At 75.0% G+C, this 24066-nt stretch carries 17 protein-coding genes; 8 read left to right on the forward strand and 9 right to left on the reverse strand.

All coding sequences use genetic code 11. The features are described 5' to 3' along the window. Positions 1-354 precede the first annotated feature (354 nt). Together GTY84_RS00720 and GTY84_RS00725 are read left to right on the forward strand one after the other, a co-directional pair. On the forward strand, positions 355-2958 hold the full coding sequence (locus GTY84_RS00720) for a bifunctional FO biosynthesis protein CofGH (protein WP_161224026.1): 2604 nt from the start codon (positions 355-357) through the stop codon (positions 2956-2958). Positions 2959-3214: 256 nt separating this feature from the next. Then, on the forward strand, positions 3215-3778 hold the full coding sequence (locus tag GTY84_RS00725) for a hypothetical protein (protein WP_161224027.1): 564 nt from the start codon (positions 3215-3217) through the stop codon (positions 3776-3778). A gap of 77 nt (positions 3779-3855) precedes the next feature. Here the strand turns inward: GTY84_RS00725 and GTY84_RS00730 are convergent, their stop codons facing one another. Together GTY84_RS00730 and GTY84_RS00735 are read right to left on the reverse strand one after the other, a co-directional pair. Then, the gene (locus GTY84_RS00730; protein ID WP_161224028.1) at positions 3856-4044 is read right to left on the reverse strand and encodes a DUF397 domain-containing protein; all 189 of its coding nucleotides are present in this window, start codon (positions 4042-4044) and stop codon (positions 3856-3858) included. Then, on the reverse strand, positions 4041-4853 hold the full coding sequence (locus tag GTY84_RS00735; protein ID WP_161224029.1) for a helix-turn-helix transcriptional regulator: 813 nt from the start codon (positions 4851-4853) through the stop codon (positions 4041-4043). The genes GTY84_RS00730 and GTY84_RS00735 overlap by 4 nt, the downstream gene beginning before the upstream one ends. Before the next feature lie 311 nt (positions 4854-5164). On the opposite strand from GTY84_RS00735, the gene GTY84_RS00740 reads away from it, so the two are divergent. Beyond that, a complete protein-coding gene (locus GTY84_RS00740) occupies positions 5165-6286 on the forward strand; it encodes an ADP-ribosylglycohydrolase family protein (RefSeq protein ID WP_161224030.1) in 1122 nt (373 codons plus the stop codon). A 22-nt stretch (positions 6287-6308) separates the two neighbouring features. Here the strand turns inward: GTY84_RS00740 and GTY84_RS00745 are convergent, their stop codons facing one another. Continuing rightward, positions 6309-8003, reverse strand: coding sequence for an MFS transporter (locus tag GTY84_RS00745; protein ID WP_161224058.1), 1695 nt, complete (start codon positions 8001-8003; stop codon positions 6309-6311). Between the two features lie 590 nt (positions 8004-8593). Continuing rightward, a complete protein-coding gene (locus GTY84_RS00750) occupies positions 8594-11512 on the reverse strand; it encodes a serine hydrolase (protein WP_237531936.1) in 2919 nt (972 codons plus the stop codon). Between the two features lie 144 nt (positions 11513-11656). On the opposite strand from GTY84_RS00750, the gene GTY84_RS00755 reads away from it, so the two are divergent. The 3 genes from GTY84_RS00755 (at position 11657) to GTY84_RS00765 (ending at position 14256) form a co-directional block, all read left to right on the forward strand. Next, positions 11657-12409: a GPP34 family phosphoprotein gene (locus tag GTY84_RS00755; protein WP_161224031.1), complete on the forward strand. Its 753-nt coding sequence runs from the start codon at positions 11657-11659 to the stop codon at positions 12407-12409. Positions 12410-12865: 456 nt separating this feature from the next. Then, positions 12866-13723, forward strand: coding sequence for a helix-turn-helix transcriptional regulator (locus GTY84_RS00760; protein ID WP_161224032.1), 858 nt, complete (start codon positions 12866-12868; stop codon positions 13721-13723). Positions 13724-14064: 341 nt separating this feature from the next. After that, positions 14065-14256, forward strand: a complete 192-nt coding sequence (locus GTY84_RS00765) for a DUF397 domain-containing protein (RefSeq protein WP_161224033.1) — start codon at positions 14065-14067, stop codon at positions 14254-14256. A gap of 568 nt (positions 14257-14824) precedes the next feature. Here the strand turns inward: GTY84_RS00765 and GTY84_RS00770 are convergent. Together GTY84_RS00770 and GTY84_RS00775 are read right to left on the reverse strand one after the other, a co-directional pair. After that, on the reverse strand, positions 14825-15757 hold the full coding sequence (locus tag GTY84_RS00770; protein ID WP_161224034.1) for a MerR family transcriptional regulator: 933 nt from the start codon (positions 15755-15757) through the stop codon (positions 14825-14827). A gap of 146 nt (positions 15758-15903) precedes the next feature. Beyond that, complete coding sequence (locus GTY84_RS00775) at positions 15904-16437, reverse strand: glutathione peroxidase (RefSeq protein ID WP_161224035.1); 534 nt, start codon at positions 16435-16437, stop codon at positions 15904-15906. Positions 16438-16892: 455 nt separating this feature from the next. On the opposite strand from GTY84_RS00775, the gene GTY84_RS00780 reads away from it, so the two are divergent. After that, positions 16893-17303 (forward strand): hypothetical protein, encoded by a 411-nt coding sequence (locus GTY84_RS00780; protein WP_161224036.1) that lies wholly within the window; start codon positions 16893-16895, stop codon positions 17301-17303. Positions 17304-18236: 933 nt separating this feature from the next. Beyond that, positions 18237-20294: a SpoIIE family protein phosphatase gene (locus GTY84_RS00785; RefSeq protein ID WP_202548920.1), complete on the forward strand. Its 2058-nt coding sequence runs from the start codon at positions 18237-18239 to the stop codon at positions 20292-20294. Between the two features lie 242 nt (positions 20295-20536). On the opposite strand, the gene GTY84_RS00790 is transcribed toward GTY84_RS00785, so the two are convergent. The 3 genes from GTY84_RS00790 to GTY84_RS00800 form a co-directional block, all read right to left on the reverse strand. Further along, positions 20537-22708: a restriction endonuclease gene (locus GTY84_RS00790; RefSeq protein WP_202548921.1), complete on the reverse strand. Its 2172-nt coding sequence runs from the start codon at positions 22706-22708 to the stop codon at positions 20537-20539. A gap of 175 nt (positions 22709-22883) precedes the next feature. Next, positions 22884-23330: a hypothetical protein gene (locus GTY84_RS00795; protein ID WP_161224037.1), complete on the reverse strand. Its 447-nt coding sequence runs from the start codon at positions 23328-23330 to the stop codon at positions 22884-22886. Next, on the reverse strand, positions 23327-23593 hold the full coding sequence (locus GTY84_RS00800; protein ID WP_161224038.1) for a hypothetical protein: 267 nt from the start codon (positions 23591-23593) through the stop codon (positions 23327-23329). The genes GTY84_RS00795 and GTY84_RS00800 overlap by 4 nt, the downstream gene beginning before the upstream one ends. Positions 23594-24066 lie beyond the last annotated feature (473 nt).

The following is a 24066-nucleotide window of genomic DNA, read 5'->3' on the forward strand; positions in this document are numbered from 1 at the left end:
ACGCCGATCACAGGTCCCTCACGGGCTCTCCCGCCGTCGCGGACCCCGGTGCCGGGCCGCGCGCCCGCCCACCGGGGCCGTCCCGGCGGAACGGTGCGGGCGGGCGGCGGGCACGGGGGAGCGCTCCCGCGCGCGCACCGGGCGGGCGGCCGTCACCGCCCCCGCCGAGGCGCCCGGTCGGGGAACGCGGACGTCAACTCGACGACACTGAAAGAAGGCTGACGGGGCGCCAGGAGGTGGTGCGCGAGGACGGGCTCCCTCCCTCGCCGACCGCTCCCGCGGTGCCGGGGACACCGCCGCGCTCCGCCTCCCGGCCCGCGCCCCGGCCGGGTGCCCCGCTCGTATGCTCGACGAATGACGACTTCCGTGAATTCCGGGAACGGGCCCGCAGATTCCTCCGGCCCCACCGAGAACTCCATGCGTCGCGCCCTCAGGCGCGCCCGGGACGGTGTCGCCCTCGACACGGCCGAGGCCGCAGTGCTGCTCCGGGCGCGCGGCGAGCACCTGGCCGATCTGACCGCCTCCGCCGCCCGGGTCCGGGACGCGGGCCTGGAGGCGGCGGGACGGCCGGGCGTCATCACCTACTCGAAGAGCGTCTTCATCCCCCTCACCCGGCTCTGCCGGGACACCTGCCACTACTGCACCTTCGTCACCGTCCCCGGCAAGCTGCGCCGCGCCGGCCACGGGATGTTCCTCTCCCCGGACGAGGTCCTCGACATCGCCCGCAAGGGTGCCGCGCTCGGCTGCAAGGAAGCCCTGATCACCCTCGGCGACAAGCCCGAGGACCGCTGGCCCGAAGCCCGGGAATGGCTCGACGCCCGCGGCTACGACGACACCATCGCCTACGTGCGGGCCGTCTCCATCCGCGTACTGGAGGAGACCGGTCTGCTGCCGCACCTCAACCCGGGCGTCCTGACCTGGACGGACTTCCAGCGCCTCAAGCCGGTCGCCCCCTCCATGGGCATGATGCTGGAGACCACCGCCACCCGCCTCTGGTCCGAGCCCGGCGGCCCCCACCACGGCTCCCCCGACAAGGAACCCGCCGTACGGCTGCGGGTGCTGGAGGACGCCGGGCGCTCCTCCGTCCCCTTCACCTCCGGCATCCTCATCGGCATCGGCGAGACCCCCGAGGAGCGCGCCGAGTCCCTGTTCGCGCTGCGCCGGATCGCCCGCGCCCACCACGGCGTCCAGGAACTCATCATCCAGAACTTCCGCGCCAAGCCGGACACCGCGATGCGGGGCATGCCGGACGCGCAACTGGACGAACTGGTCGCCGCGGTGGCCGTCGCCCGGCTCATCATGGGCCCCTCCGCCTGCCTCCAGGCCCCGCCCAACCTCGTCGACTCCGAGTACGAGCGGCTGATCGGCGCCGGAATCGACGACTGGGGCGGCGTCTCCCCCCTCACCATCGACCACGTCAACCCCGAGCGCCCCTGGCCCCGGATCGAGGAACTCGCCGCCAGGTCCCGCGCGGCCGGCTTCGCACTGCGCGAACGGCTCTGCGTCTACCCGGAGTTCGTGCGGCGCGGCGAGCCGTGGCTCGACCCGAGGCTGCGCCCCCACGTGGCCGCGCTGGCCGACCCGGAGACGGGCCTGGCCCGCCCGGACGCCGTGGTCGTCGGGCGCCCCTGGCAGGAGCCCGACGAGGTCTTCACCGCCACCGGCCGCACCGACCTGCACACCGCCATCGACACCGAGGGCCGCACCGCCGACCGCCGCGAGGACTTCGACGAGGTCTACGGCGACTGGGCCGCCCTGCGCGAGGCCGCCGCCCCCGGCATGGTCCCCGAACGCCTCGGCACCGATGTGCGCGGCGCCCTGGCCACGGCCGCCGACGACCCGGAGCGGCTCACCGACGACGAGGCGCTGGCGCTGCTGCACGCCGACGGCCCCGCCCTGGACGCCCTGTGCCGGATCGCCGACGACGTGCGCGCCGCGGCGGCCGGGGACGACGTCACCTACATCGTGACGCGGAACATCAACTTCACCAACGTCTGCTACACCGGCTGCCGCTTCTGCGCCTTCGCCCAGCGCCGCACCGACGCCGACGCCTTCACCCTCTCCCTCGACCAGATCGCGGACCGCGCCCAGCAGGCGTGGGAGGTGGGCGCCGTGGAGGTGTGCATGCAGGGCGGCATCCACCCGGACCTGCCCGGCACGGCGTACTTCGACATCGTGCGCGCGGTGAAGGCCCGCGTCCCCGGCATCCATGTGCACGCCTTCTCCCCGATGGAGGTCGTCAACGGCGCGACCCGCACCGGGCTCTCCGTCCGCGAGTGGCTGACCGCGGCGAGGGAGGCCGGACTGGACTCCATCCCCGGGACGGCGGCCGAGATCCTGGACGACGAGGTCCGCTGGGTCCTGACCAAGGGCAAGCTGCCCGCCGCCACCTGGACCGAGGTCGTGGAGACCGCCCACGGGCTGGGCATCCGCTCCTCGTCCACGATGATGTACGGCCATGTCGACCAGCCCCGGCACTGGCTCGGCCATCTGCGCACGCTCGCGGGGATCCAGCGGCGCACCGGCGGCTTCACCGAGTTCGTCACCCTGCCCTTCATCCACACCAACGCCCCGGTCTACCTGGCGGGCATCGCGCGCCCCGGCCCCACCGCCCGGGACAACCGCGCGGTCACGGCGATGGCCCGGCTGCTGCTGCACCCCTGGGTGCCCAACATCCAGACGAGCTGGGTCAAACTGGGCGCCGAGGGGGCCGCGGAGATGCTCCGCTCGGGCGCGAACGACCTCGGCGGGACGCTGATGGAGGAGACGATCTCGCGCATGGCCGGCTCGTCCTACGGCTCCTACAAGTCGGTCCGGGACCTGATCGGCATCGCGGACGCGGCGGGCCGTCCGGCGAGGCCGCGCACCACCCTCTACGGCGAGGTCCCCGAGGAGCGCCGCCGCGCCGCCGCGGCCTCGGACGGACATCTGCCGAGGCTGCTGCCGGTGCTGGACTGAGGGCGGGCACGCCGGGCCCGCCGCAGGGGAGCGGAGGGCCCGGCGCGGTGGGGCGCCCCGCCGGGGCGTGCCGACCGGCCGGGGCGCCGGGGCGCGGTCCCCGCGGCCGGAACCGGGAGGCCGGGGCCGGGGCGGAACCGGGGGGCGGGGGCCGGGAACGGAGTCCCGGCGGGCACGGGGAGCGGGGGTCCCGCCCCAGTAGGATGATCCGACCCCGAGTCCTTCGGGGATGTCGTAGCTGAGGAGATGCGTGCCCGTGCCTGCCCGACTTCCCTCGTGGGCCTGGGTCTCCGGACTGACTGTGGGAGCGGTGGCGGCGGTGGGCTTCCTGGCCGTCAAGGCGGACCAGGGCCCGCACCCCGCCGCCCCGGTCGCCAAGCCCCGCCCGGCGGCCTCGGCGGGCGCGCACCCCGCCCCCAAGGAGACGGCCCCGCCCCCCGCCCCGGACGGTTCCGGGAGCGGACGGCGCATCGTCTACTCGCTGGGGCAGGACCGGGTCTGGCTGATCGACGCCAGCGACACCCCGCGCCACTCCTTCGCGGTCTGGCCGGGCACGGTCGACCCCGGCCCCGGCACGTACCGGATCAGCACCCGCCGCGAGGAGCCCACGACGGGCTCCGACGGCGTCCGAATAGAGCAGATCCTCTACTTCGCCCAGCGGAACGGCGTCTGGGTGGCCTTCTCCAACGCCGTCGACGGCTCCTCGCCCCCGCCCTCCGCCGAGGGCCGCACGACCGGCGGCATCCGCCTCCCGAAGAAGGCGGGCGACGCCCTGTGGAGCTTCGGCACCCAGGGCACGACGGTCATGGTGGTCGCGTAGCGGACCCGGCCCGCGCCCGCCGCTCCGGCAGGCGCACGCGCGGGGCCGCCCCCGCCGCGCCCCGGCCGACGGGTCCGTCAGTCCGCGTGCCCGCCGACGAACCCGAGGAACCCGGCCCAGGACGCGTCCGCGAAGGAGAGGCGGGCAGTGTGGGGGGTCTTGGAGTCACGGACGTGCACCGCCGTGCCGGCCAGGGCGACCTCGACGCACTCCGGGCCGTCGTTGCTGCTGTAGCTGCTCTTGAACCACTCCAGGGCGGGGGTCATGTCTCTTCTCCCAGGACTTTCTCGATGAAGGTCAGTGACTCGCGGGGGGTGAGGGCCTGCGCCCGGATCATGCCATAGCGCATTTCGAGGATCTGCACGTTCCGGGGATCGCTCACGTGCCGGCTGTGCAACTGGGCCTCCAAGTGCCCGAGCGCCTTTCCGCTCTTGAGCTTCAGAAGCTGGAAGGCCCCTGCCATCCCCGCGTGGTCCTCGCGATCCGTCGGCATCACCTGGATCTCCACATGCCTCAACCCCCCGATCTCCAGCAGGCGTTCGAGCTGCTGCCGTAGCACCATTCTTCCCCCGAGCGGCCTGCGCAGCGTCACCTCTTCCTGGACAAAGGTGAGCATCGGGCGCGGGGTCCGGTCGAAGACGGCCTTGCGGGCCATCCGCGCGGCGACGTGGTTGTCGACCTCCTCCTCCGTGAACGCCGGCCGCCGCATCGCGTACAACGCGCGTGCGTAGTCGGGTGTTTGCAGGAGACCATGGATGTGGTGCCCCGCATAGGCGCCGAGTTCGATCGCCTCGGCCTCCAACTTGGCCTGGTCGCGGACCTTCTTCGGGTAGTGGGCCTCCTCCACGTCCTTCTTCATCGCCGAGAGCATCCCGCCCGCGCGCAGTGCCTCGTCCGCCGCGTCCAGGAAGTCCGGCTTCGGGATGCGCCGGCCGCGCTCGACGGCCGAGACCATGTCGCCGCCGTAGCCGATCCGGGCGCCCAGGGCGGGCTGGTTCATCCCCGCCGCCTCGCGCCACAGCCTGATCTGCCGGCCGACCGTCCGCAGTACGGCCGCGGCCTCCTCGTCCTCCATGCCTGCCTCCCCGGGGCACCGCCCCGCGACCACGGTGGGCACCCGTGCGGTGACGCCTGGTACCGGGGTCCTGGCCGCTCAGCGTAGGACCGGCGGGCGGCGCCGGGGGCGGGAGCCGGAAATCCGGCCCCCCTCGGGGTGAACGCCGGGAAGGGAGCGCGCCCCGGACCCGGCCCGGTGCCGTCACCCGCCGTGCGGCGGGACGGTGCGCGGGCGCCACGGATTCGCCACATTCTCCCCCCTGAATCCGCCGTCCCCGGTCGATTACAGTGCTCGCGTCGCACGTACGCGCGGTGCCTCGGGGAGGTCAGGTGGGCACGACAGCCGGGGCCGCCGTATGGGGGCGTGCCGAGCAGCAGGACTTCCGCAGCCGGGTGCGCGGGACCCTGCTCGGGGCGGCCCTCGGGGACGCGCTCGGGGCGCCCGTCGACCGCATGGACCTCGACGGCATCCGGGAGGCGCACGGCCCCGAGGGACCGGCGGGCCCGGTCGCCCCCGCCCACGGGAGGCGCGGCGCGGTCACCCATCTCACCCAGCTCACCCTGTTCTCCGTGGACGGCCTGATCCGCGCCCAGGTGCGGCGCGACACCGGCGCCTGGCACCCTCCGACCGACCTGCACCGGGCGTACCGGCGCTGGATCTCCACCCAGCACGACTGGGGCCCCGACGAGCGGCGCGAGGACGACGGCTGGCTGGCCCGCGAGGAGTGGCTCTACGCCCGCCGGGACGCCCCGCGCTGCCTGCTGCTGGGCTTCGGCGACCGGACGATGGGCACCCCGGACGCCCCCCGGAACCCGGGGGAGCGGGGACCGGAGGCCGCCGCCCGCTCCGCGCCGTTCGGACTGCTGGTCGGCTGGGAGCCCCATCTGGTGGTGCAGCTCGCCGTGGAGTGCGCGGTGCAGACCCACGGCCACCCCGCCGGATACCTCGCGGCGGGCGCGTACGCGGTGGTGGTGCACGGGCTGGCGCGCGGTGACAGTCCGGAGGGGGCCGTGCGGCGGGCCCTCGCCCTGCTCGCCGCCCGCACCGGCCACGAACCCGTGTCGGACGCCCTGCGGCGGGCCCTGGGCGCGGTGCGGCAGGGGCTGCCGACCTCCGGCCGGGTGGCGGAGCTGGCCGGTGAGGGCGCCGCCCACGGGCTGGTCGCCGCCGCCGTGTACTGCGCCCTCGTCGGCGAGGACGTCCGCCACGGGCTGCGGCTCGCCGTCAACCACGGCGGGCCCTCCGCCGCCACCGGTGCCCTGACCGGCGGGCTGCTCGGCGCCCTGCACGGCGAGACGGCCCTGCCCCCGTCCTGGCTGGCCGAGCTGGAGGGCCGCCCGACGATCCTGGAACTGGCCGACGACTTCGCCATGGAGATGACCCAGGGCCCCGCCCTGCACGGCCCGGCCGGCTCCTCCCCGGGCTGGCTCACCCGCTACCCGAGGGCCTGAACGGACGCCCCGGGCCTCCCGCCTACTTCAGCTCGTCCGGGCAGGGCGTGCCGCGCGGCACCGTGTACGGGGCGGCCAGGCGGTAGGTGCCCGCCTCCGGCGCGAGCAGCGTCGTCCACTTGTCGCCCTCGGCGGTCTCCTCCGTCTCCATGAGGCAGCCGTTGACGTTGTCGAAGGTCTTCGGGGTGCCCTGGGGCGCGTTCCGGGACTCCTCCGTCTCCTGCGGCGGCTGGAGCTTCTTGCCGTCCGGCCCGACCAGGCTCAGCCACGGCGAATACGGCAGCCGGACCAGGACGCGGCCCGGTTCCCGCACGTCGATGGTCCACTCGCCCTGCTCCGCCCGGCGCACCTCGGCGTCCGGCTCGGCCAGCGGGGTCGGGTCGGTCACCCGGAAGAGCTGCCAGTTGGCGTCGCCCCAGATCTGCTGGAGGTACGGCAGCCCGCGCTGCACCAGCTCCCGCTCGCGCTGGCCGCCGTCCCCGTCCGGCTCGCCCTTGGGCAGCACCACGAAGCGCACCGCCCAGCGGCGCAGCCAGTCGTGGTAGTTCGCGGAGTTGAGGGTGTCGTCGTAGAAGAGGGGGTTGCGCTCCATGTCGGCCTGGCGGTTCCAGCCCCGGGCCAGGTTCACGTACGGCGCCAGCGCGGAGGCCTCGCGGTGCGAGCGGGCCGGGACGACCTCCACCCGGCCCTGGGCGGCGCCGACCCCCTGCAACTCGTTGACCAGCGGCGCCAGCTCGCGCGCCCAGGAGGCGGCCGGGGTGGTGTGCACCACGTCGTCGACGGACTTGTAGCCGATCCAGACGCCGAAGCCGACCAGCGCCAGCACCGTCGCGTACCACTTGCGCGAGCGGGGGACCGTGAACGGCAGCGCCGCCGCCAGCGCCACCCCGGCGAACAGCATCGCCAGCCGGGTGATGTTGGAGCCGATCTGGGAGCTGATCAGCCAGACCAGCAGCACGCCCAGCCCGTACACCGCCGAGGTGATGCGCACCGTCCACCAGGAGGTGGGCACCAGCGCGAGGACCAGTCCCGCGTAGAGCAGCGGCAGGGCCGCCGAGGCGAAGGACATGGGCTGGGTGCCGGAGAAGGGGAACAGCCACGACGACAGGGCGACCACCGCGGCGGGCGCCAGCCCCAGGGCCCAGGCGCCGGGGCGGCGCTTCTGCAGGAACAGGGCCACCGCGACCAGGCCCACGAAGAGGCCGGACACCGGCGAGGCCATCGTGGACAGCGCGGCCAGCGGCGCCGCGCACAGCGCCTTCGCCCAGCGCTTGTGGCGCCAGCGGTACGGCCAGCAGAACACCGCCGCGACCGCGGCCAGCGCGAACATCATGCCCAGGCCGAAGGTGACCCGGCCGGAGACCGCGTTGCCCATCAGCCCGAACAGGCCGGCCAGCGTCGCCCACAGCGGATTGCGCACCACCCGGCCGCGGATCAGGATCATCGTCAGCAGCCCGGCCGACAGGGTGCCCGCGATCATCATGGTGGTGCGGACGCCGAGCAGCGACATCAGGTACGGCGACACCACGCTGTACGAGACCGGGTGCATGCCGCCGTACCAGGCCAGGTTGTACGCCGAGTCCGGGTGGCGGCCGACGAACTCCGCCCACGCGTCCTGCGCGGCGAGATCGCCACCGCTGTTCGCGAAGGTGAAGAACCAGACGACGTGGAGGACCCCGGCCAGGGCGGTGACGGACAGCACGGGGTGGCGCAGCATGCGCGCGCGCACGGCCAGCACGGCCGCGGTCGCCCGCCGGGGGGCGGCGGTGCGGGGGCCGGCGCCGCCGGGCTCGCCGGGGATCGCGGAGGTGCCGGAGGTCCCGGGGGCTCCGGCGGCGGTGCCGGTGCCGGCGGTCGTGCCGGCCGCGGTGCCGGCGGTGGTGGTGCCGTGGCCGGTGGCGCCCGGTCCGGTCGCGGTGGTTCTGGAGTCCGCGGGGGCGGCGGGTGGCGCGTGGGGCACGGGGGACACCCCGCTCACTGGGGCCGCCGGGTCCGCGCCCGTCTCGCCGGGGCTCACGGGAGCGGCGCCGTCGTCGTCAGCGGCACGGGCGCTCCCGCGGGGTCCGGGCACGCGGGGGCGCGGGCCGCCCCGCTGGCCCGGTTCGGCGTCGTCGGCATGTGTCGGCTCCGCAGTGGCCACCTGAAGGCACTCCCGTGTCCTGTCTCCGCTGTCCGGCCGCGTCCCGTCCCGTGGTGTTCACGTCCCCGTTCCCCGGGAGGGCGGCCCGCACCGTCTCGTGACGCTAGCACGCACCCCCGGGGAGCCGCCTTCCCGTTCCCGGGCGGCCCCCGGGCGCGCGTGCCCGGTCAGCCGAGGCGGGTCAGCTTGTCCGTGAAGGACGGTTCGACGAGATCCCGCTCCAGCGCCACCGGCACCTTGACCGCGCCCTTGGTGCCGTCGCCGACGGTGAGCGTGCCGACCTTGGTCCCGGCGGGTGCGCCGTGGGGGACGGCGTCGGGCTTGAGGGCCAGGTCGACCTTGCTCCCGGACCAGCCGATCGCCTTGACGTCCTTGGTGACGACCACCGGCGTACGGCCGCCCATGCCGTTGTCGACGTACCCGACGACGGCCCCCTTCTTGAGGACGGTGTCCGACGTCAGGGCCTCCCGGGCGGAGAGCATGGCGGCCTTGCTCACCGCGTTGACGACGTCGATGTTCGACGCCCCCCACTGGCCGAGGATCGCGCCCACCACCGTCGCCGTCTCGCCGTCGACCTCCTTGGTGGCGGCGAAGAGCAGGTTTCCGCCGGCCTTGGTGGTGGTGCCGGTCTTGATGCCGATGGCCCCGTCGTACGGCACGAGCGTGTTCCAGTTGCGGTGCCGCGTGCCGGTCGGGTCGGTCCACTCGGGGAGCTTGGTGATCTCCACCAGGGCCGGCATGTTCACCACCTCGTTGCCGAGCTTGACCTGGTCCTCCGCCGTGGAGACGGTGGTCGCCTCCAGGCCGGACGGGTCCGTGTAGGTGGTGTTCTTCATCCCGAGCCGCTTGGCCGCGTCGTTCATCTTCTCGACGAAGGCCGACTCCGAACCGGCGCTCCAGCGGCCCAGCAGGCGCGCCACGTTGTTCGCGGACGGGATCATGAGCGCCGACAGCGCCTGCCTCAGGGTGAGGGTGTCGCCCTCCCTGATGGTGTTCAAGGTGGACTCGCCGTCGGTCTCGTCCCGGCCGCCCTCGTGCTCGGCCTTCTCGTCGACGGGGATCTTCGGCCCTTCCTCGCCCGGCTTCAGCGGGTGCTCCTTGAGGACGACGTAGGCCGTCATGGTCTTCGCCACCGAGCCGATGGGCACGGGCTTCTGCTCACCGAAGTGGTCCATCGTGCCGAGCCCGTTCGCGTCCATCCAGCCCTGCCCCTGGTCGGGCCAGTCCAGGTGGACCGGGTCGCCCGCGAAGGTGTGCTCGGCGGCGGCCGTCAGCGTCAGCGTGGGCTGCGGCAGCGGGCGCAGGGCCTGCACGGTAGCGAAGACGATCACCAGCAGGACGAGTACCGGCGTCCAGATCTTGACCCGGCGCACGGTCGTGCGCAGCGGGGTCTCCGGGGGCGGTGGCGTGTTCGTCAGCTCCGCCAGCAGGTCCAGCGGCGGCTTCGGCGGCATCGGCTGCTGCCGGGTGTGCTCCGCGCCGGGCCCCGGCAGGGCCGTGGTGGGGCCGCCATGGGGCCCCTGTGGCCGCTGGGGCGCCTGGGGCGCACCGAACGGACCGACGGAGTGTCCGGGGCCGAACGGGGGCGTGGAGGGGCGCTGGGTGGCCGGGTCGTCCTTGAGCGCGACGAACCGGCTGCCGCGGTCGCCGCCCGGCGCGGGCCTCCGCCCGGCCCCGGGCTCGTCCGGTCCGGTGCCGTCCGTCCCGGGCTCCCCGGCCGTCCTGCCGAGGTCGCCGATCTTCAGCGTGGTCGTCAGCTGGTCGACGGAGGGCCGGGAGGGTCGCAGGGTCTTGAAGACGGCGGTGGGCCGGTCGACGTGGCGGTCGCCGGTGCCCGGAGCGTCGGCGGTGGCGTCGTCGGCCTCGTCCCTGCCGTCGGCGTCGGTGTCGTCAGCGCCGTCGGCGTCGTCGGCGTCGTCGGCGTCGTCGGTCCGGGGGCCGGTGCCTTTGGCGGGGCCGGGGGCTCCGGGGGTCCGCGTGCTCCCGGTGGTCCCGGCGCTCCCGCCCTCGCCGTCGGTGCCGGTGTCCGCGTCGGCGTCCTCGCCGGTGTCGGCCGTGGCCCCGTCGGAGGGGGCCGGCCTCTTGTCGGCCGTGGACACCCATGCCGCGACCGCCTTGCGCAGCCGCACGTCACCGGTGCCGTCGGAGGCGTTCCCCGGCGTCGCGGGGGCGGGGCCGTCCCCGGCGCCGCCCTCGTCGCCCCCGTCGGCGTTCCGCCCGTCGGCGGGGCCGTCGGCGGCCAGGGGCGTGCCATCGGTGTCGTCCCGGTCGTCGGCGGCCGTTTCCTTCGCGGGCGCGCTCCCGGCGGGCGGGCCGCCGGCGGGGGCGCGCCCGGTGGCGGGCGCCACGGCGGGGCCGCTGCCGGTGTCCCGGGCACTCGCGGTGCCGCCGGAGGCCGGGGGCGCCTTCGTGCCGGCCTCCGCGTCCGTGTCCGGCTTCGCACCGGGCCCGTCAGTCCGGTCCCCGGTGCCGCGCGCGTCGTCCTCGGTGCCGTCGGCGCTGTCCGCGTCGTCGCGGCCCGCGTTCCCGCCCGTCCGCCTGTCCGCCGTGGACACCCACGCGGCCACGGCGTCGCGGAGGGAGCCCTCGCTCCCCGGCTCCCGGGCCGGACCACCTGAACCGTCCGAGCCGCCACGGGCGGCACCCGGCTCCGGGTCCGGCGCGGTCGCCTCCGCCGGGTCCGGCGCGGACGCCGCCACGGTCTCGGGCTCCGCCGAGGACTCCGGCTTCCCGGCGGCGGTCCCGGCCTTGGACGCCGCTTCCGGCCCGGCCCCGGAACCGTCCTCGGCCGCCGGGACGTCCGTCCCGGTCCCGTCCTCCGCCTCGCGCACGGACAGCACCCGCGTACCCGTGTCCGCGCCGCCGCGCGCCCCGGCGGACGCCGACGGCTCCCCGTCGGTCCCGCGCGCCACGGCGGAACGGGGGTCGCCCGCCCCGTCCGCTCCGTTCCTCGCCCCGGGAACCGGACCCGCGCTCTCCGACGCCGTCTCCTCCGGCGTACCGCGCTGCTTCGACCTCTCGGGGGACTCGCCCGCCACCGATGCCTCCTCCATGCGCCGCACGACCAGCGTGCGGTAACGAACCATGTACCAGTGTCATGTGTAAGGGGGGAACCCACGCCGAAGACGAGAACGACATACCTACCGGTTCCACTACGAACCGGTCACGCACCCTCGACAGACCAATGTGAGAGGGGTCACCCTGTCATTCATCCACGCGGGGAGGCATGGATGGGCAGGAGCCGCAGAACACTTCCGGAGGAGCTTCTGCTGCTGGCGTTGGACCCGGCCACGGGTACCACCGCGCAGCCGCAGTCGCTCGATCTGGGTCTGGCCGGAGCACAGCTGGTGGAGCTGGCGCTGGCCGGACGGATAGCCCCAGACGGGGATCGTATCGCCGTGGTCGTGCCACGGCCGACTGGAGATCCGACACTCGACTGCGCGTTGGAACTGCTGCGAAGGCGCGGCGCTCCCGTACGGGCGGTCAACTGGATAGGCGGGCCCCGGCTGGGGTTGCGCCAGACCTACCTCTCGCATCTGGAGCGGTGCGGCATGGTGCATGCCGTCGAGGGCCAGATGTGCGGGGTGCTGCCGACGACTCGCTACCAGGCGACGGACACGGCGATCAGCCGGGAGATCAGGACCCGGCTGGACTCGGCGATCCGCACCGGTGTACCACCGGACCCGCGGACCGCGGCGCTCGCCGCGCTGGCCCACGCGGTCGGCCTCGGCAAGCACCTCTACCCGGGCAACGAGGGACGCTCGTCGCGCTCCCGCTTGCGGGACCTCATCCGGCACGACCCCATGGGCGGCCTGGTGGCGCACGCGGTGATGGACGTCCAGAACGGCGCGGCGGCCCAGCCGCGCCGGGGCCCGGCGGCCACCGGCCGGCAGGCCGCGGCGGGCAGGCCCGTCGCGGAGCCGGCCCGAGGGGTTCCGGCGCAGCCGCGCCACGGGTCCATGGCGCGTGCCGTGGCCCACTGAACCCCCGGACCACCACGGAGGCCCACCGCGCCACGGCCGCGGTGACCGCGCCGTACCCGAACCGCCCGCGGGCGCACCGCCCGCCGGCGCACCACCGCAGTACCGAACCGCCGCACCACCAGTCCCCGGGCGCCCGGCTACGGGAGCCGCAGAACCGCGCGGGGCGGCGGAACCGACCGGCCTCCGGACCCCCGGACCGGGTGAAACGGTTCCGCCGCCCCGCGCGGCCGTACCCGCCCGGCGGCGTCCTCGCCGCGCGGGGGCGGCGCTCCCGGGCGCGGCGCGGCCCGCGGCGACGGCGGCGGAACCCACGGAGAGGAGTGGCCGACCGAACTGGCGTGTACGCGGGGCACATCGACCGTTTGGCAGCGGTGGCCCGCACCTTGGTGGCAGTCTGCTCAGCAGCAGATACGCAAAGTGGCAAAGATGAGTCACGCAGCCGGAGGTGCACGTTCCGTGGCGTCCCATGTCAATCCCACCGTCAGACGGCGCCGGCTGGGCCAGGAGCTGCGCAGGCTCCGCGAGCTCAAGGGCATGACGGCGGAGGAGGTGGCGGACCGGCTGCTGGTCTCGCAGTCCAAGATCAGCCGCCTGGAGAACGGGCGGCGCAGCATCAGCCAGCGCGACGTGCGCGACCTGTGCAACGTCTACGAGGTCGAGGACCAGCGCGTCGTCGACTCGCTGATGCAGATGGCCAAGGACTCCCGCCAGCAGGGCTGGTGGCACGCCTTCGGCGACATCCCGTACAGCGTCTACATCGGCCTGGAGACCGACGCCGAGTCGCTGCGCACCTACGAACCCCAGATCATCACCGGTCTGCTGCAGACCCGCTCGTACGCCGAGGCGCTGATCCAGGGCGCGTTGCCGGAGACCGTGGTCGCGGACATCGAGAAGCGCATCCAGGTGCGCATACGGCGGCAGGAGCGCGTCTCCGCCGACAGCAACCCGCTCCGGCTGTGGGTGGTCCTCGACGAGTCCGCGCTGCGCCGGGTGGTCGGCAGCCGCCAGGTCATGCGCGAACAGCTGGAGTACGTCGCGGAGATGTCGCAGCTCCCGCACATCACGGTGCAGGTGCTCCCGTTCGACGTCGGAGCGCATCCCGGTGTCAACGGCCAGTACTCCATCCTGGAGTTCGCGGACACCGCCGACTCCAGCGTCGTCTACATCGAGGGCGTCACCAGCGACCTGTACCTGGAGAAGGCGCAGGACGTGCAGAAGTACACGGTGATGTACGAGCACCTGAGGGCGCAGGCGCTGAACGTCGAGCAGTCCCGCCGGCTCATCGAGCAGATGGCGAAGGAGTACGCGCGCTGACCCTCCCCGGCGGGCCCGTGCCCGCCGTCCGCACCGCACCGGGGCCTCGGCACACCCTCCGCACCGGAGGGGACCGGGGCCCGTTCCGCGTGCCGGGGGCGGCTCCCGGGGCCGGTGGGGCCGGGGTGGCGGAGGCGGGATGGTACACCCCGGGAAGGTCGTACTGGAAGGCCGGATTGGTATATGCCATCCGGTCGGGTGAATGACTCCTCCGAATGGCGGGGTCTGCGAGTAGCGTCCATCACGCCAGCGATCACACGACGTTGGCGTGAACCGTGCCGTCGCCGCCCGGCGGACCGCGGCGCGGCGACCCACTTCAGAGACTCGCCAGAGGAGCAGACATGGCAATCCTTCAGGGCGCCCAGGAATCGTGGATCAAGTCCTCCCACTCCGGGGGCAACGGCGCGTGCGTCGAGGTCAGGTCCCCGGTCGTGGCGGCACTCTCCGTCCGTGACTCCAAGGTCACCGACGGCCCCGTGCTGGCCTTCCCCGCCGGGGCGTGGAACACCTTCGTGGCCTCGGTCAAGGCGTAACTCCGGTACCACGTGACGCCGGTGCGCCCGCCCCGCCGGTGTCCGCACCACCCGGTACGGCACCACCGGTGCCCGTACCTCCGGCGCCTTCGGCGGTGCCCTCTCGGCCGGTGCGCCGACCTTGCCGAGAGGGCCCCGCCGGGCCGCCGGCCCCGGACTCCTCGGGGCCCTGCCGCCAGGGCCTGTCCGACGATTCCCTTCTGCCTCACGACGCCAGGCACGCACTCTCGACGCACCGGCCCCAGCCCCGGGTACGTCCGGTACGAATCCCGGGGCCGGCGCGCCGGGAGCACGCACCTGACGCCGCACGGCCGCCCTGCGGGCGACGACGGCAAGGGTCGGACAGGCTCCGGGACCCGACCCGTACGCGCGTCGGCGGCGGTGCCGTGCCGCGTCGGCGCCTCGTGTCGAACCCGTCCCCGGCCGTCCGCCCGCGCGGGCACCGGGCCGGGCCCGTGCCGGTACCGCCCCGCCCGGGTCGGCCGGAACGCCCCGCGTCCCGGGTGCCGGAATCCCGGGTGCCGGGTGCCGGGAAACCCGGGTGCCCGCCGGGATCGCGGGACCGGCCTCAGCGCACGGGGAACGCCACGTCGCACACCGGGTCGTCGGGGCCCGCCGCGTCCCAGTCCGCGAAATACACCTCGCGGCACGGCCCGTCCACCGACAGGCCCCGGGCCGCGACCCACTGCTCCACCGCCTCGAAGGCGGCCGCCAGCCGGGGGTGCGCCACCTCGGCCCGGGTGATCCTGGTGTACGCCAGCCGCCGCGCCGGTTCCACCCGGAACCGGACGGCCGTGCCCCGGTCCCGGCCCCGTTCTGCCGCCCATGCCCGCGCCGCCGCCGCGTCCGCCACGGGGACGCAGCACTCCGCCGGGCCGTCGCTCTCCGCCGACACCTCGGAGTGGTAGACGACGAACGGCGCCCCCGCCACCCCGCCGCAGTCGCGGGCCGCCTCCTCCAGCCGGCCCAGCGAGGCGCCGATCCATGCGGGCAGCCCGTCCACCAGCGTGTGCCGCGTCTCGGTGAGCACCACCCGCTCGGGGACCTCCACCGTCGCGACCGCGAACTCCGCTTCCCCTGCCGACCCGTTCATCCCTGGCTCCCTTCCCGACAGCCGTCCGCGGAGGTGCGCGGCGAGGGCCCGCTGACCGGCGAACCTGGCCTCCGCCGCCGCCCAGTGGGCCTCCAGCAGTGCCACCGCCGCCGCCGGGCCTTCGGCCCGCAGCAGCTCGCCGATCCGGGCCAGCGGCATGTCGAGCTGCCGCAACAGCGCCACCAGCCGGGCCCGTTCGACCTGGCCCGCGCGGTAGTAGCGGTAGCCGGTGGCCTCGTCGACCCGGTCCGGCACCAGCAGCCCCAGCCGGTCGTACAGCCGCAGCGCCTTGGGCGACAGCCGGGCCCGTGCGGCGAACGCCCCGATGGTCAGGGCCTCCTCGGCGGGCGGGGTCCCCCCGCGGCCGTCCGTGCTGCCGTGCGTGCCGCCGTGCGCGCCGTCACCCATGCCGTGCTCCGCCCGCCCTTCCCGCCGTCATGGCCTCCGCAGTCCCGGCCTCCGCAGTCCCGGCCTCCGCCGCCGGGCGGCCTGTTCCGCCCGGCGACGACGAGGCTCGGGCCTGCCCCAGGGGCAAGGTCAACCTCCCGGGACCGTCAGGCCTCCAGCAGCCCCTCCACCGCGGCCACCAGCTCGGCCGCTTCCGGCTCGGTGCGCGGCGAGAACCGCCCGGCGACCCGGCCGTCCCGCCCGATCAGGAACTTCTCGAAGTTCCAGCGGACGTCCCCGGTGTGCCCCTCGGCGTCGGCGTGGCCGACGAGCCGGTCGTACAGCGGGTGCCGCTCCTCGCCGTTGACGTCCACCTTCTCCGTCATCGGGAACGTCACCCCGTATGTCGCCGAGCAGAAGTCCGCGATCTCCCCGGCGCTGCCCGGCTCCTGGCCCATGAACTGGTTGCACGGCACGCCCAGCACCGTGAACCCCCGCGCCGCGTACCGCTCGTGCAGCCGCTCCAGCCCCGCGTACTGCGGGGTGAGGCCGCACTTGGAGGCCACGTTGACCACCAGCACGACCCGCCCCGCGTACTGCGGGAGGTCCGCGCCGCCCCCCTGGAGGGCGTCGATCGGTACGCCGAGGGGGGAGTGCGCGTCGCCGGGTACCGCGTTCCGCTCGTTCTCTGAGGTCGTCATGGTCGGATGCTAGGGCCTCCCCAGGGTTCCCGCCGTGATCGGGGCGGTGCGTTCCGGCCGGTCCGGGCGGGGGCGTGCCGGGCGGGGCCGGGTGCGCGGGGGAGGGGCGGAGGGGGCGGCGACGCGGGGTGTCGACGGGGGCGGGGGCGCCTCGGGGGCGGGGAGTGCTCCGGGGGTGCGGGTGCCGGGGGCGGGGGTGCGCCGGGCACGTGAGCACCCCCGGGGTGCGGGCGACGGGGGCGGGGAGTGCTCCGGAGGTGCGGGCGCCGGGTTCCGCGGCCACGCTCCGCGGGCGGTCCGGTGCGGTGCGGTCCGGCGGGGCGGTCGGGGGCGGCGGGAGGGGCCGGGGCGGCCGACCCGCGCCGTGCGCCGGGCCCGGAGGCGGCCGGGTACTCGGGGTGGACCTGAGTACCCGGACTCAGGCCGCCGCCCCGCCGCGCGGGGACCCTGGACCCATGCCTGAGAACCTGCGGAATCCCGCTTCCCAGCTCCTGTCCGCTCTCTTACTGGCCGGGTTCGCGGCCTTGATGTGGGCCGCCTGGCTGGGCTGGGACCAGCTGCGCGACGTCCATCCCGACGGCACCGAGACCGGTCCGTACCAGACCTGGCAGGTCGTCGGCCTCGGCCTAAGCCTCCTGCTCCCGCTGGCCTGGGCCGCCGCGCGCCGCCTCGCCCCGGCCGCCGTGCTGGGCCCTCCGGTCGGACTGGCCCTCGCCGCCTACTACGACTGGTCGGACGACTCCAGCGGCCTCTTCGCCGTCGGCGTCTTCATGATCGCCGTGGGGAGCTTCCTCGGCTGCGGGTTCGCCGCGACGGTGATCCACGTGGCGCTGAGCAGGCGGACGGTCCGCGGCCACGGACACTGACGCCCGGGCGGGGCCGCCGGTACGGGGCCGGGCGTCGCCACCCGTACGGGGCCGGGCGTCGCCACTGGTACGGCCCGGACGGGCCGGGATCGCCGACGCGGGCCGCTCGGGCCCCGTGCGGGCCCGAGCGGGTGCCGGGACCCGGCGCTCCACCCGGGCCGCCCGCACCGGTCCCGCCCTCGGCGGTGTCTGGGGGTGCCCGCACTGGTTCCGTCCTCCGGCGGTGCCTGGGGGTGCCCGTACCGGTCCCGCCTTCCGGCGGTGCCTGGGGGTGCCCGTACCGGTCCCGCCTTCCGGCGGTGCCTGGGGGTGCCCGTACCGGTCCCGCCTTCCGGCGGTGCCTGGGGCCGCCCGCACCGGCCCCGCCCTCCGTCGGCGCGCCTGGGGTGCCGGCGCTGGTTCCGTCTTACGGCGGTGGTCGGGGCCGCCCGCACCGGTCCCGCCCTCCGGCGGCGCCCCGGGCCGCCCGCCGTGTCCGAGCCCGGACGCCCTCCGCCCGACGCGTGCCGCCGTCGCCGAGCACCCCCGCCGGGCGCGGGGTCCGCACCCTCCGGCTCCCGTGGGCGGCCCGGCCCGGCACGGCCTGCGTGCGGCAGGCCCGCCGACGACGTAGCGGCGCCATGGCCCCGGCCGACCGGACCCCTGCCCGCCCACTCCGCCCGGACCTCCGCCCGCCCGGACTCCTGCCCCGACCGCGCCGTCACCGGCCCACCCGTCCGCCCGGACCGCGCCGTCACCCGGCCCACCCATCCGGCCGGACCTCCGCCCGCCCCTTCCCGTACCCCGGGCGGGCGCCCCTGCCCCCCGTCCGGCGTGCCCGCGGGGGGTGATCAACGGCAAACAGGCGGACAATCCATACCATTACCCCTGACAAGGGCGGAAGCGGTCGAGGATTCCGGCCGGGCAGCGGGACGGCGGTGCGGGAGACACGTGATGAGCGACGAGACGGAGCGGCCGTCCAGCTCGATCGGGCTGGAGGTGTTCGAGACGGCCCCCGTGGCGGTCGTCGTCGCCCGCGGCCCCGAGCACCGCATCGCCTACACCAACGCCCTCTACCGCGAGACCTTCGGAGACCGGCCGCTCGGCCGGCCGCTGCGGGACGCCTTCCCCGATCTGGCGCAGACCGGCTACTGGGACATCTTCGACCGCGTCCTCGCCACCGGCCGCCCCGAGAAGGTCTCCACCGGCCCCATCGAACTCTCCTACCCCGGCACGACCGAGAAGACCACGCGGTACTTCAACTTCAGCGTCTCCCGGGCCGCCCTCGGCGAGGGCGAACGCGGGGTGCTGGCGGTCCTCGTCGAGGTCAGCGAGCAGGTCGGGGCAGCCCAGAACATCCGCGTCCTGGCGGAGGAGCGCCGCCGCGCCCTGCTCCGCTACGGCAGCCTCGTCAACGCCGGATCGCAGATGGTGTGGGTGACCGGGCCCATGGGCGGGATGAGCGAGCCCAGCCCCGGCTGGCAGCGGGTCACCGGGCAGACCTGGGAGCAGTTGCGCGGCGACGGCTGGATCGACGCGGTCCACCCCGACGACCGCGCCGCGATCATCACGGCCTGGGGCCGCGCCATGGCCGAGGTCCCCGCCACCTTCACCCACGTCTACCGGCTGCGCCTGGCCGGCGGCGGCTACCGGCACTTCGCCATCTACGCCACCCCCGTGCGCGACGGCGACAACGTCATCGAATGGGTCGGCACCAGCGCCGACATCGAGCAGCAGTGGCAGGCGGACCGCCGGGAGGAGCTGCTGGCCCGCGCCGCCGCGGCCACCGCCGACACCCGGAAGCTGGAGGAGATGCTCGACGCCCTCAGCCATGTGATCGTCCCCGATGTCGCGGACGCCTGCCGCGTCTACCTCCTGCCCCAGGGCCTCGACCGGCCCCCCGGGAGCCCGCTGACCGCCGAACGCGTCGTCACCCGCACCCGCCAGGGACTGCCCGACCTGCCCGAGCACCGCGCCGAGCACCTGGACCCCGGGAGCCCCCTGGTGCGCGCCATCGACCAGGGCCACCCCCTGCACGCCGTCTTCCCGCCCGGGAACCCCCCGCCCGGACTGGCCGCCCCCGGCAACGCGCCGTGGCTGCCCGAGCGCGCCAACAGCGTCGTCCTGCTCCCCGTCGTCGTGGACGGCACCACCGCGGCGCTGCTCGTCTCCTCCACCACCGGCGACCGGCAGCCCCTCGGCCGCCCCGAGATCGCCCTGCTGCGCGACCTGATCGACCAGGCCCATGTGCCGCTGCGCAACGCCCTGGAGTTCCAGCGCACCCGGCAGGTGGCGCTCGCCCTCCAGCGCAGCCTGCTCACCGCCCCGCCCGACGTGCCCGGCCTGGACATCGCGGTCCGCTACCGGCCCAGCGTGCTCGGCGCCGAGGTCGGCGGCGACTGGTACGACTCCTTCGTCCTGCGCGACGGCGCCGTCGTCCTGACCATCGGGGACGTCGCGGGCCACGACCTGCCCGCCGCCGTCACCATGAGCCAGATGCGCAACATGCTGCGCGGCTTCGCCCTGGACCGGGAGGAACCCACCGGGGAGATCCTGCGGCGCCTCGACATGGCCGTGCAGACCCTCTACCCGGAGGGCATCGCGACCTGCATCCTGGCCCGCGTCGAACGGCCCGCCTCCGGCCTCCGGCTCCAGTACTCCGTCGCAGGGCACCCGCCGCCCCTGCTCGTCGACCCCGACGGCACCGCCCGCTTCCTCACCGGTGCCGACAACCCCCTCATCGGCCTCGTCCCCGACCCGGCGCCCACCAGCGCCCACGAGCCCCTGCCGCCCGGCTCCACCGTCCTCCTCTACACCGACGGCCTGGTGGAACGCCGGGAGGAGGACCTGTGGACGGGGCTGGAACGCCTGCGCCACGCCGCCGCCGCGGTCGCCGGGCAGCCCCTCGGCGTCCTCTGCGACGAACTTCTCGCCGGACTCCTGCCCACCGGCGGCCCCGACGACGTGGCGATGCTCGCCCTGCGGGTGACGGACGGCCGGGTCGCCGGCTGACCCCGCCCGGACGGCAAGTGGCCGCCGAAGGAGGCGGGTCGGCGGGTGATCGGGGCCGCGCCGCGGACGCCGCGACCGTCACCGTGCCCGGACGTCCTGCGCGGTGCGGGCCGGCATACGGGTGACGGACCCGCCGCCCCCGTCGGCGGCGACCGCGGGGACGGCCGCGTCGGCGCCCGTGTCCCCGGCCCGGCGACTGCCGTACCGCCGGCCGGAGTCGACGCCCCGCTCCACGGCGATCCCTACTCCACGTCGATGCCGTACTCCCGGACCAGTTCCTCCAGGCCGCCCCGGTAGCCCTTGCCGCCGGGGACGAAGTCCCAGTCGCCGTTCGCCCGGCGGCGGAACGAGCCGAGGACGAGGGCGGTCTCGCCCGGCCGGCCGTCGGAGACCTCCAACTGGTCCAGCGGGGTCCCGCCGGAGTCCAGCAGCCGGATACCGGCGTCGGCGAAGCCGGACAGGTCGGCCGAGGGGTCCACGGCGGGGTCGACCGCGGCGATCACGACGAGCCGGTCGGCGCGCGACGGCAGGGCGTCGAAGCCGACCCGCAGGGCGGCCCTGTCGGGGGCGACGGGGTAGAGGGCGCGGACGGCGCCGTCGGGGGTCCGGGGGTTGTTGAAGAAGACGAAGTGGTCGTCGTCCAGCACCCGGCCCCCGTGGCAGACGAGCGCGCACACGTCCAGGGCGACCCCGCCCGACCAGAACATGCCGAGCACGTTGTGGTCGTCGGTGCCGGTCCCGGCGGCACTGCCGCCACCGCTGCTGCCGCCGTCGTCCGGCGCGGGGCGCTGGGCGGGGACGGGGGAAGCGGAGGCGGGGGAATCCGGGGAGGGGGAGCCGGGGGACGCGGGGACCGGGGACGCGCCGCCGCCCAGCCGTCCGCGCAGCCCGTGGCGGTGCAGCAGGTCGACCAGCTCCGGGCCCGCCACGAGCTCCAGGGGCTTGCCGTTGGCGAAGGTGTGCGAGCCGGGGCCGAACCCGGACGTGGTGACCAGCACGCCCTTGTTGGCACCGGCGTCCTGGACCGTGCCGTACAGGTCGCGGACGGCCGTCGGCGGCACCGTGCCGCGGTAGCGCTTGACCTGCACCACGATCTTGCCGCCGCGGATCGGCGCCGGATCCAGCGCGTCGACGTCCACACCGCCGTCGTTGGACCGCTGGGTGGTCACGGCCTGCATCCCCATCGCCCGGAACAGCTCGGCCACCAGCGCCTCGAAGGCGAGCGGATCCATGGCGTACAGATCCGGCTCCTCGTCGCCGCCGTGGGTGACGACACCGTCGCCGACGTCCTCGGGAACCCGGCCGGGCCGCACGGCCGCGTACTGGTCGGGCCGCGCCGAGAGCTGGCCCCGCAACCCTTCGACCAGGCAGGTGACGGCGTTCACCTGCTCCAGGTGCAGTTCGGCGAAGGCAGCGCGAGGGGCCATGACGGTGGCGAGGAACATGGGGGCGCGCCGGCCGGTCGTGGGGTTGTGGTCGTCCACGAACCCGTTCAGGGCCACCGAGTCCAGGGCGCCGAACTCGTCCGCCGCGTAGAGGTCGCGCAGCACCAGCAGGAGGCACTGGGCCAGCACGTCGCGGTAGAGGGCGCGGCGCTGGGTGACCGGCCGGGGCGCCTCCTTCTCCTGGTCGGCGTTGACCATGTACCGCACCGACTTCGCCTCCGGGACGATGTCGTACCGGGGCAGCTCCCAGTTCAGCACCAACTGGCGCGCGCCGGAGTCGTACGCCGCCGACACCTGGCGGGGGAGGTCGTCCGGCCAGCCGGTCGAGGCGTACAGGGCGGCGGAGAAGTACTCCACCACGGCACCGGGGTCCCCCTCGCGCAGTCCGGCCGCCATCTCGGCGACCCCGGCGTTGTGCCGGCGGATCTCCCCGAGCCGGGCGTCGGCCCACTGCCGGTACTGCCGCTGGTAGGCGTCCAGTTGGTGGCGGCGCCGGGCCTCGGCGTCCTGCGCCGCCCGGTGGTCCGCCTCGAACCTGGCCCGGGCCTCCGCCTGCGCCTGGGCGCGGCGCGAGGCGGTCCAGCCGCCGCCCTGGGGCTGGTACCGCTGCTGGTTCGGGTCCGGCATGGGCAGGGGCTGCGCGAGCTGTCCCGGGGAGAACGGCTCGACGCGCTCCGCCTGCGTCAGCGCCGCGGCCCGGAAGGCCGGGGCACGGCACCCCGAGGCGAGCAGTCCCTGTAACGCCTCGACACGGGCGTCGAGTTCCTCGGTCCGCCGCCGCGCCTCGGCCTCGCGCTGCTCCCGGTACGCGGCCTTCTGCTCGCGCCGGCTGCGGTCCGCCTCCCGCTGCCGGGCCCGCTCCCGCCGCTCCTGCTCCCGCTCGAACCGCGCCTGCGCCTCGCGCTGACGTTGCTGCTGACGCTGTGCCTCGGCCCAGATCCCGACCAAACCATTGGAGCGACGGCTCATGCTCTACAGGCCCTCCCCACCAGCGACAAGGCGTGCGCGCGCCAGCCCCTGGCCCCATACCGACTGTGATGAACCGACTTTAGTGGGCGACGGGGGGCGGGGCCCATGCCTGTGCGGGGGGTGGCGGGCGCGCATGGCCGGCGGGCGGCGGCGGTGCGTGGTGGGCGGCGTTTCGTCAGACCTTCTCGACTCGCACGGAGTGTCCCGCGAGGAGTCGGGTCAGGTCGTCGGTGTCCGACGTGAAGACGGTTGCCTCGGCCCCCTGCGCGGCTTCCCGCCCTGCCACAGCCGCCAGAACCGCGTCGATGGCGTACTTGTGGCCATGCAGGCCAGCCGCCTTCAGCATGTCGCGCGCCATGGCGGTCACCTGGTCATCCGTGTGCAGAACGCGGATTCGGGACAGCGTCCAGCTCCACAACGCCTGCCTCGACGTCTCACGGGGGTCCCACGCCTCCAAGGTCGTGAGTGCCGACGTGACGATCGGGATGTCGAGCCGTGGAGCCGTTCTGACCAGTGCGACGATCTCCCGATCGCCGTGGACCGCCTTGGAGAGGGCCTCCGAGTCGAACACGAAAACGCGCTGCCGTGGCCGGTGCAGTTTCGCTCGGGTGGTGCGGCTCACGCGGCCTCGCCCGAATGCGAGTGCCGCTCGTCGTGCCAGCCGTCAATCGCGGCGATACGGTCGAGGGCTGCTTGCTGCTCGTCCTCCGTCACAGCGCCGTGCTCTCCTTCGAGGCGTTCAGCCAACTCGCGCAGTCGGTCCATGGCGTCCTGATGTGCTGCGGCGGCCGCGATGTAGCTGGACACCCCGCGCGCGTCGACGCGTTCCTTGATCGATTCGACCAGATCTTCCGGCATGGTGATGGTGATCTTGCGAGTGGCCATACTTCAAGTATGCCATGCTTTGTGTGTTGTGGGCGGATGGCTTGGCTGTCGTCATCCTGACAGCCGCTTCACGCTTCGCCCGGGGGTGGAGCCGGGGCGCGGGGCGGCAGAGGCCTGGGGCTGGCCCGGGGTGCCCGGCGATCCGACCGCGCACGCAAACGGCCTCGGACGAGGAGTCCGAGGCCGAGCAGGAGCCCGCCCCTGGGGGAATCCCGGTTCGGAGCGGTAACGCGTTGTGCCCCCGGCAGGATTCGAGCTTGCGATACCCGCTTTGGGGTTTTCCGTGATCGGGCCTGTGAGCTGCGGAAACAGTGGTTGCGGAGTGCGTGGGCCTGGGCCTGGAAGAAACCCCTCCGCGGTTCTCCTGTGTTCGCGGGGTTCCCCGGCCCCATGTATGCCGCATCCGTTCCGGGAGGACTGCCCGCGTCGGCCACCGGTCCGCCCTGGTCACGCTCCGCGTTCGCGGCTGAAGG

This window comes from Streptomyces sp. SID8352, from assembly GCF_009862265.1.
Classification (GTDB): domain Bacteria; phylum Actinomycetota; class Actinomycetes; order Streptomycetales; family Streptomycetaceae; genus Streptomyces.

Excerpts from the sequence above, each read along its gene's own strand:
- GTY84_RS00720 (WP_161224026.1), top strand. The coding sequence starts at position 355 with ATGACGACTTCCGTGAATTCCGGGAACGGGCCCGCAGATTCCTCCGGC.
- GTY84_RS00730 (WP_161224028.1), bottom strand. The coding sequence starts at position 4,044 with ATGACCCCCGCCCTGGAGTGGTTCAAGAGCAGCTACAGCAGCAACGAC.
- GTY84_RS00735 (WP_161224029.1), bottom strand. The coding sequence starts at position 4,853 with ATGGAGGACGAGGAGGCCGCGGCCGTACTGCGGACGGTCGGCCGGCAG.
- GTY84_RS00745 (WP_161224058.1), bottom strand. The coding sequence starts at position 8,003 with ATGCTGCGCCACCCCGTGCTGTCCGTCACCGCCCTGGCCGGGGTCCTC.
- GTY84_RS00750 (WP_237531936.1), bottom strand. The coding sequence starts at position 11,512 with ATGGTTCGTTACCGCACGCTGGTCGTGCGGCGCATGGAGGAGGCATCG.
- GTY84_RS00755 (WP_161224031.1), top strand. The coding sequence starts at position 11,657 with ATGGGCAGGAGCCGCAGAACACTTCCGGAGGAGCTTCTGCTGCTGGCG.
- GTY84_RS00765 (WP_161224033.1), top strand. The coding sequence starts at position 14,065 with ATGGCAATCCTTCAGGGCGCCCAGGAATCGTGGATCAAGTCCTCCCAC.
- GTY84_RS00770 (WP_161224034.1), bottom strand. The coding sequence starts at position 15,757 with ATGGGTGACGGCGCGCACGGCGGCACGCACGGCAGCACGGACGGCCGC.
- GTY84_RS00775 (WP_161224035.1), bottom strand. The coding sequence starts at position 16,437 with ATGACGACCTCAGAGAACGAGCGGAACGCGGTACCCGGCGACGCGCAC.
- GTY84_RS00780 (WP_161224036.1), top strand. The coding sequence starts at position 16,893 with ATGCCTGAGAACCTGCGGAATCCCGCTTCCCAGCTCCTGTCCGCTCTC.
- GTY84_RS00785 (WP_202548920.1), top strand. The coding sequence starts at position 18,237 with ATGAGCGACGAGACGGAGCGGCCGTCCAGCTCGATCGGGCTGGAGGTG.
- GTY84_RS00790 (WP_202548921.1), bottom strand. The coding sequence starts at position 22,708 with ATGAGCCGTCGCTCCAATGGTTTGGTCGGGATCTGGGCCGAGGCACAG.
- GTY84_RS00800 (WP_161224038.1), bottom strand. The coding sequence starts at position 23,593 with ATGGCCACTCGCAAGATCACCATCACCATGCCGGAAGATCTGGTCGAA.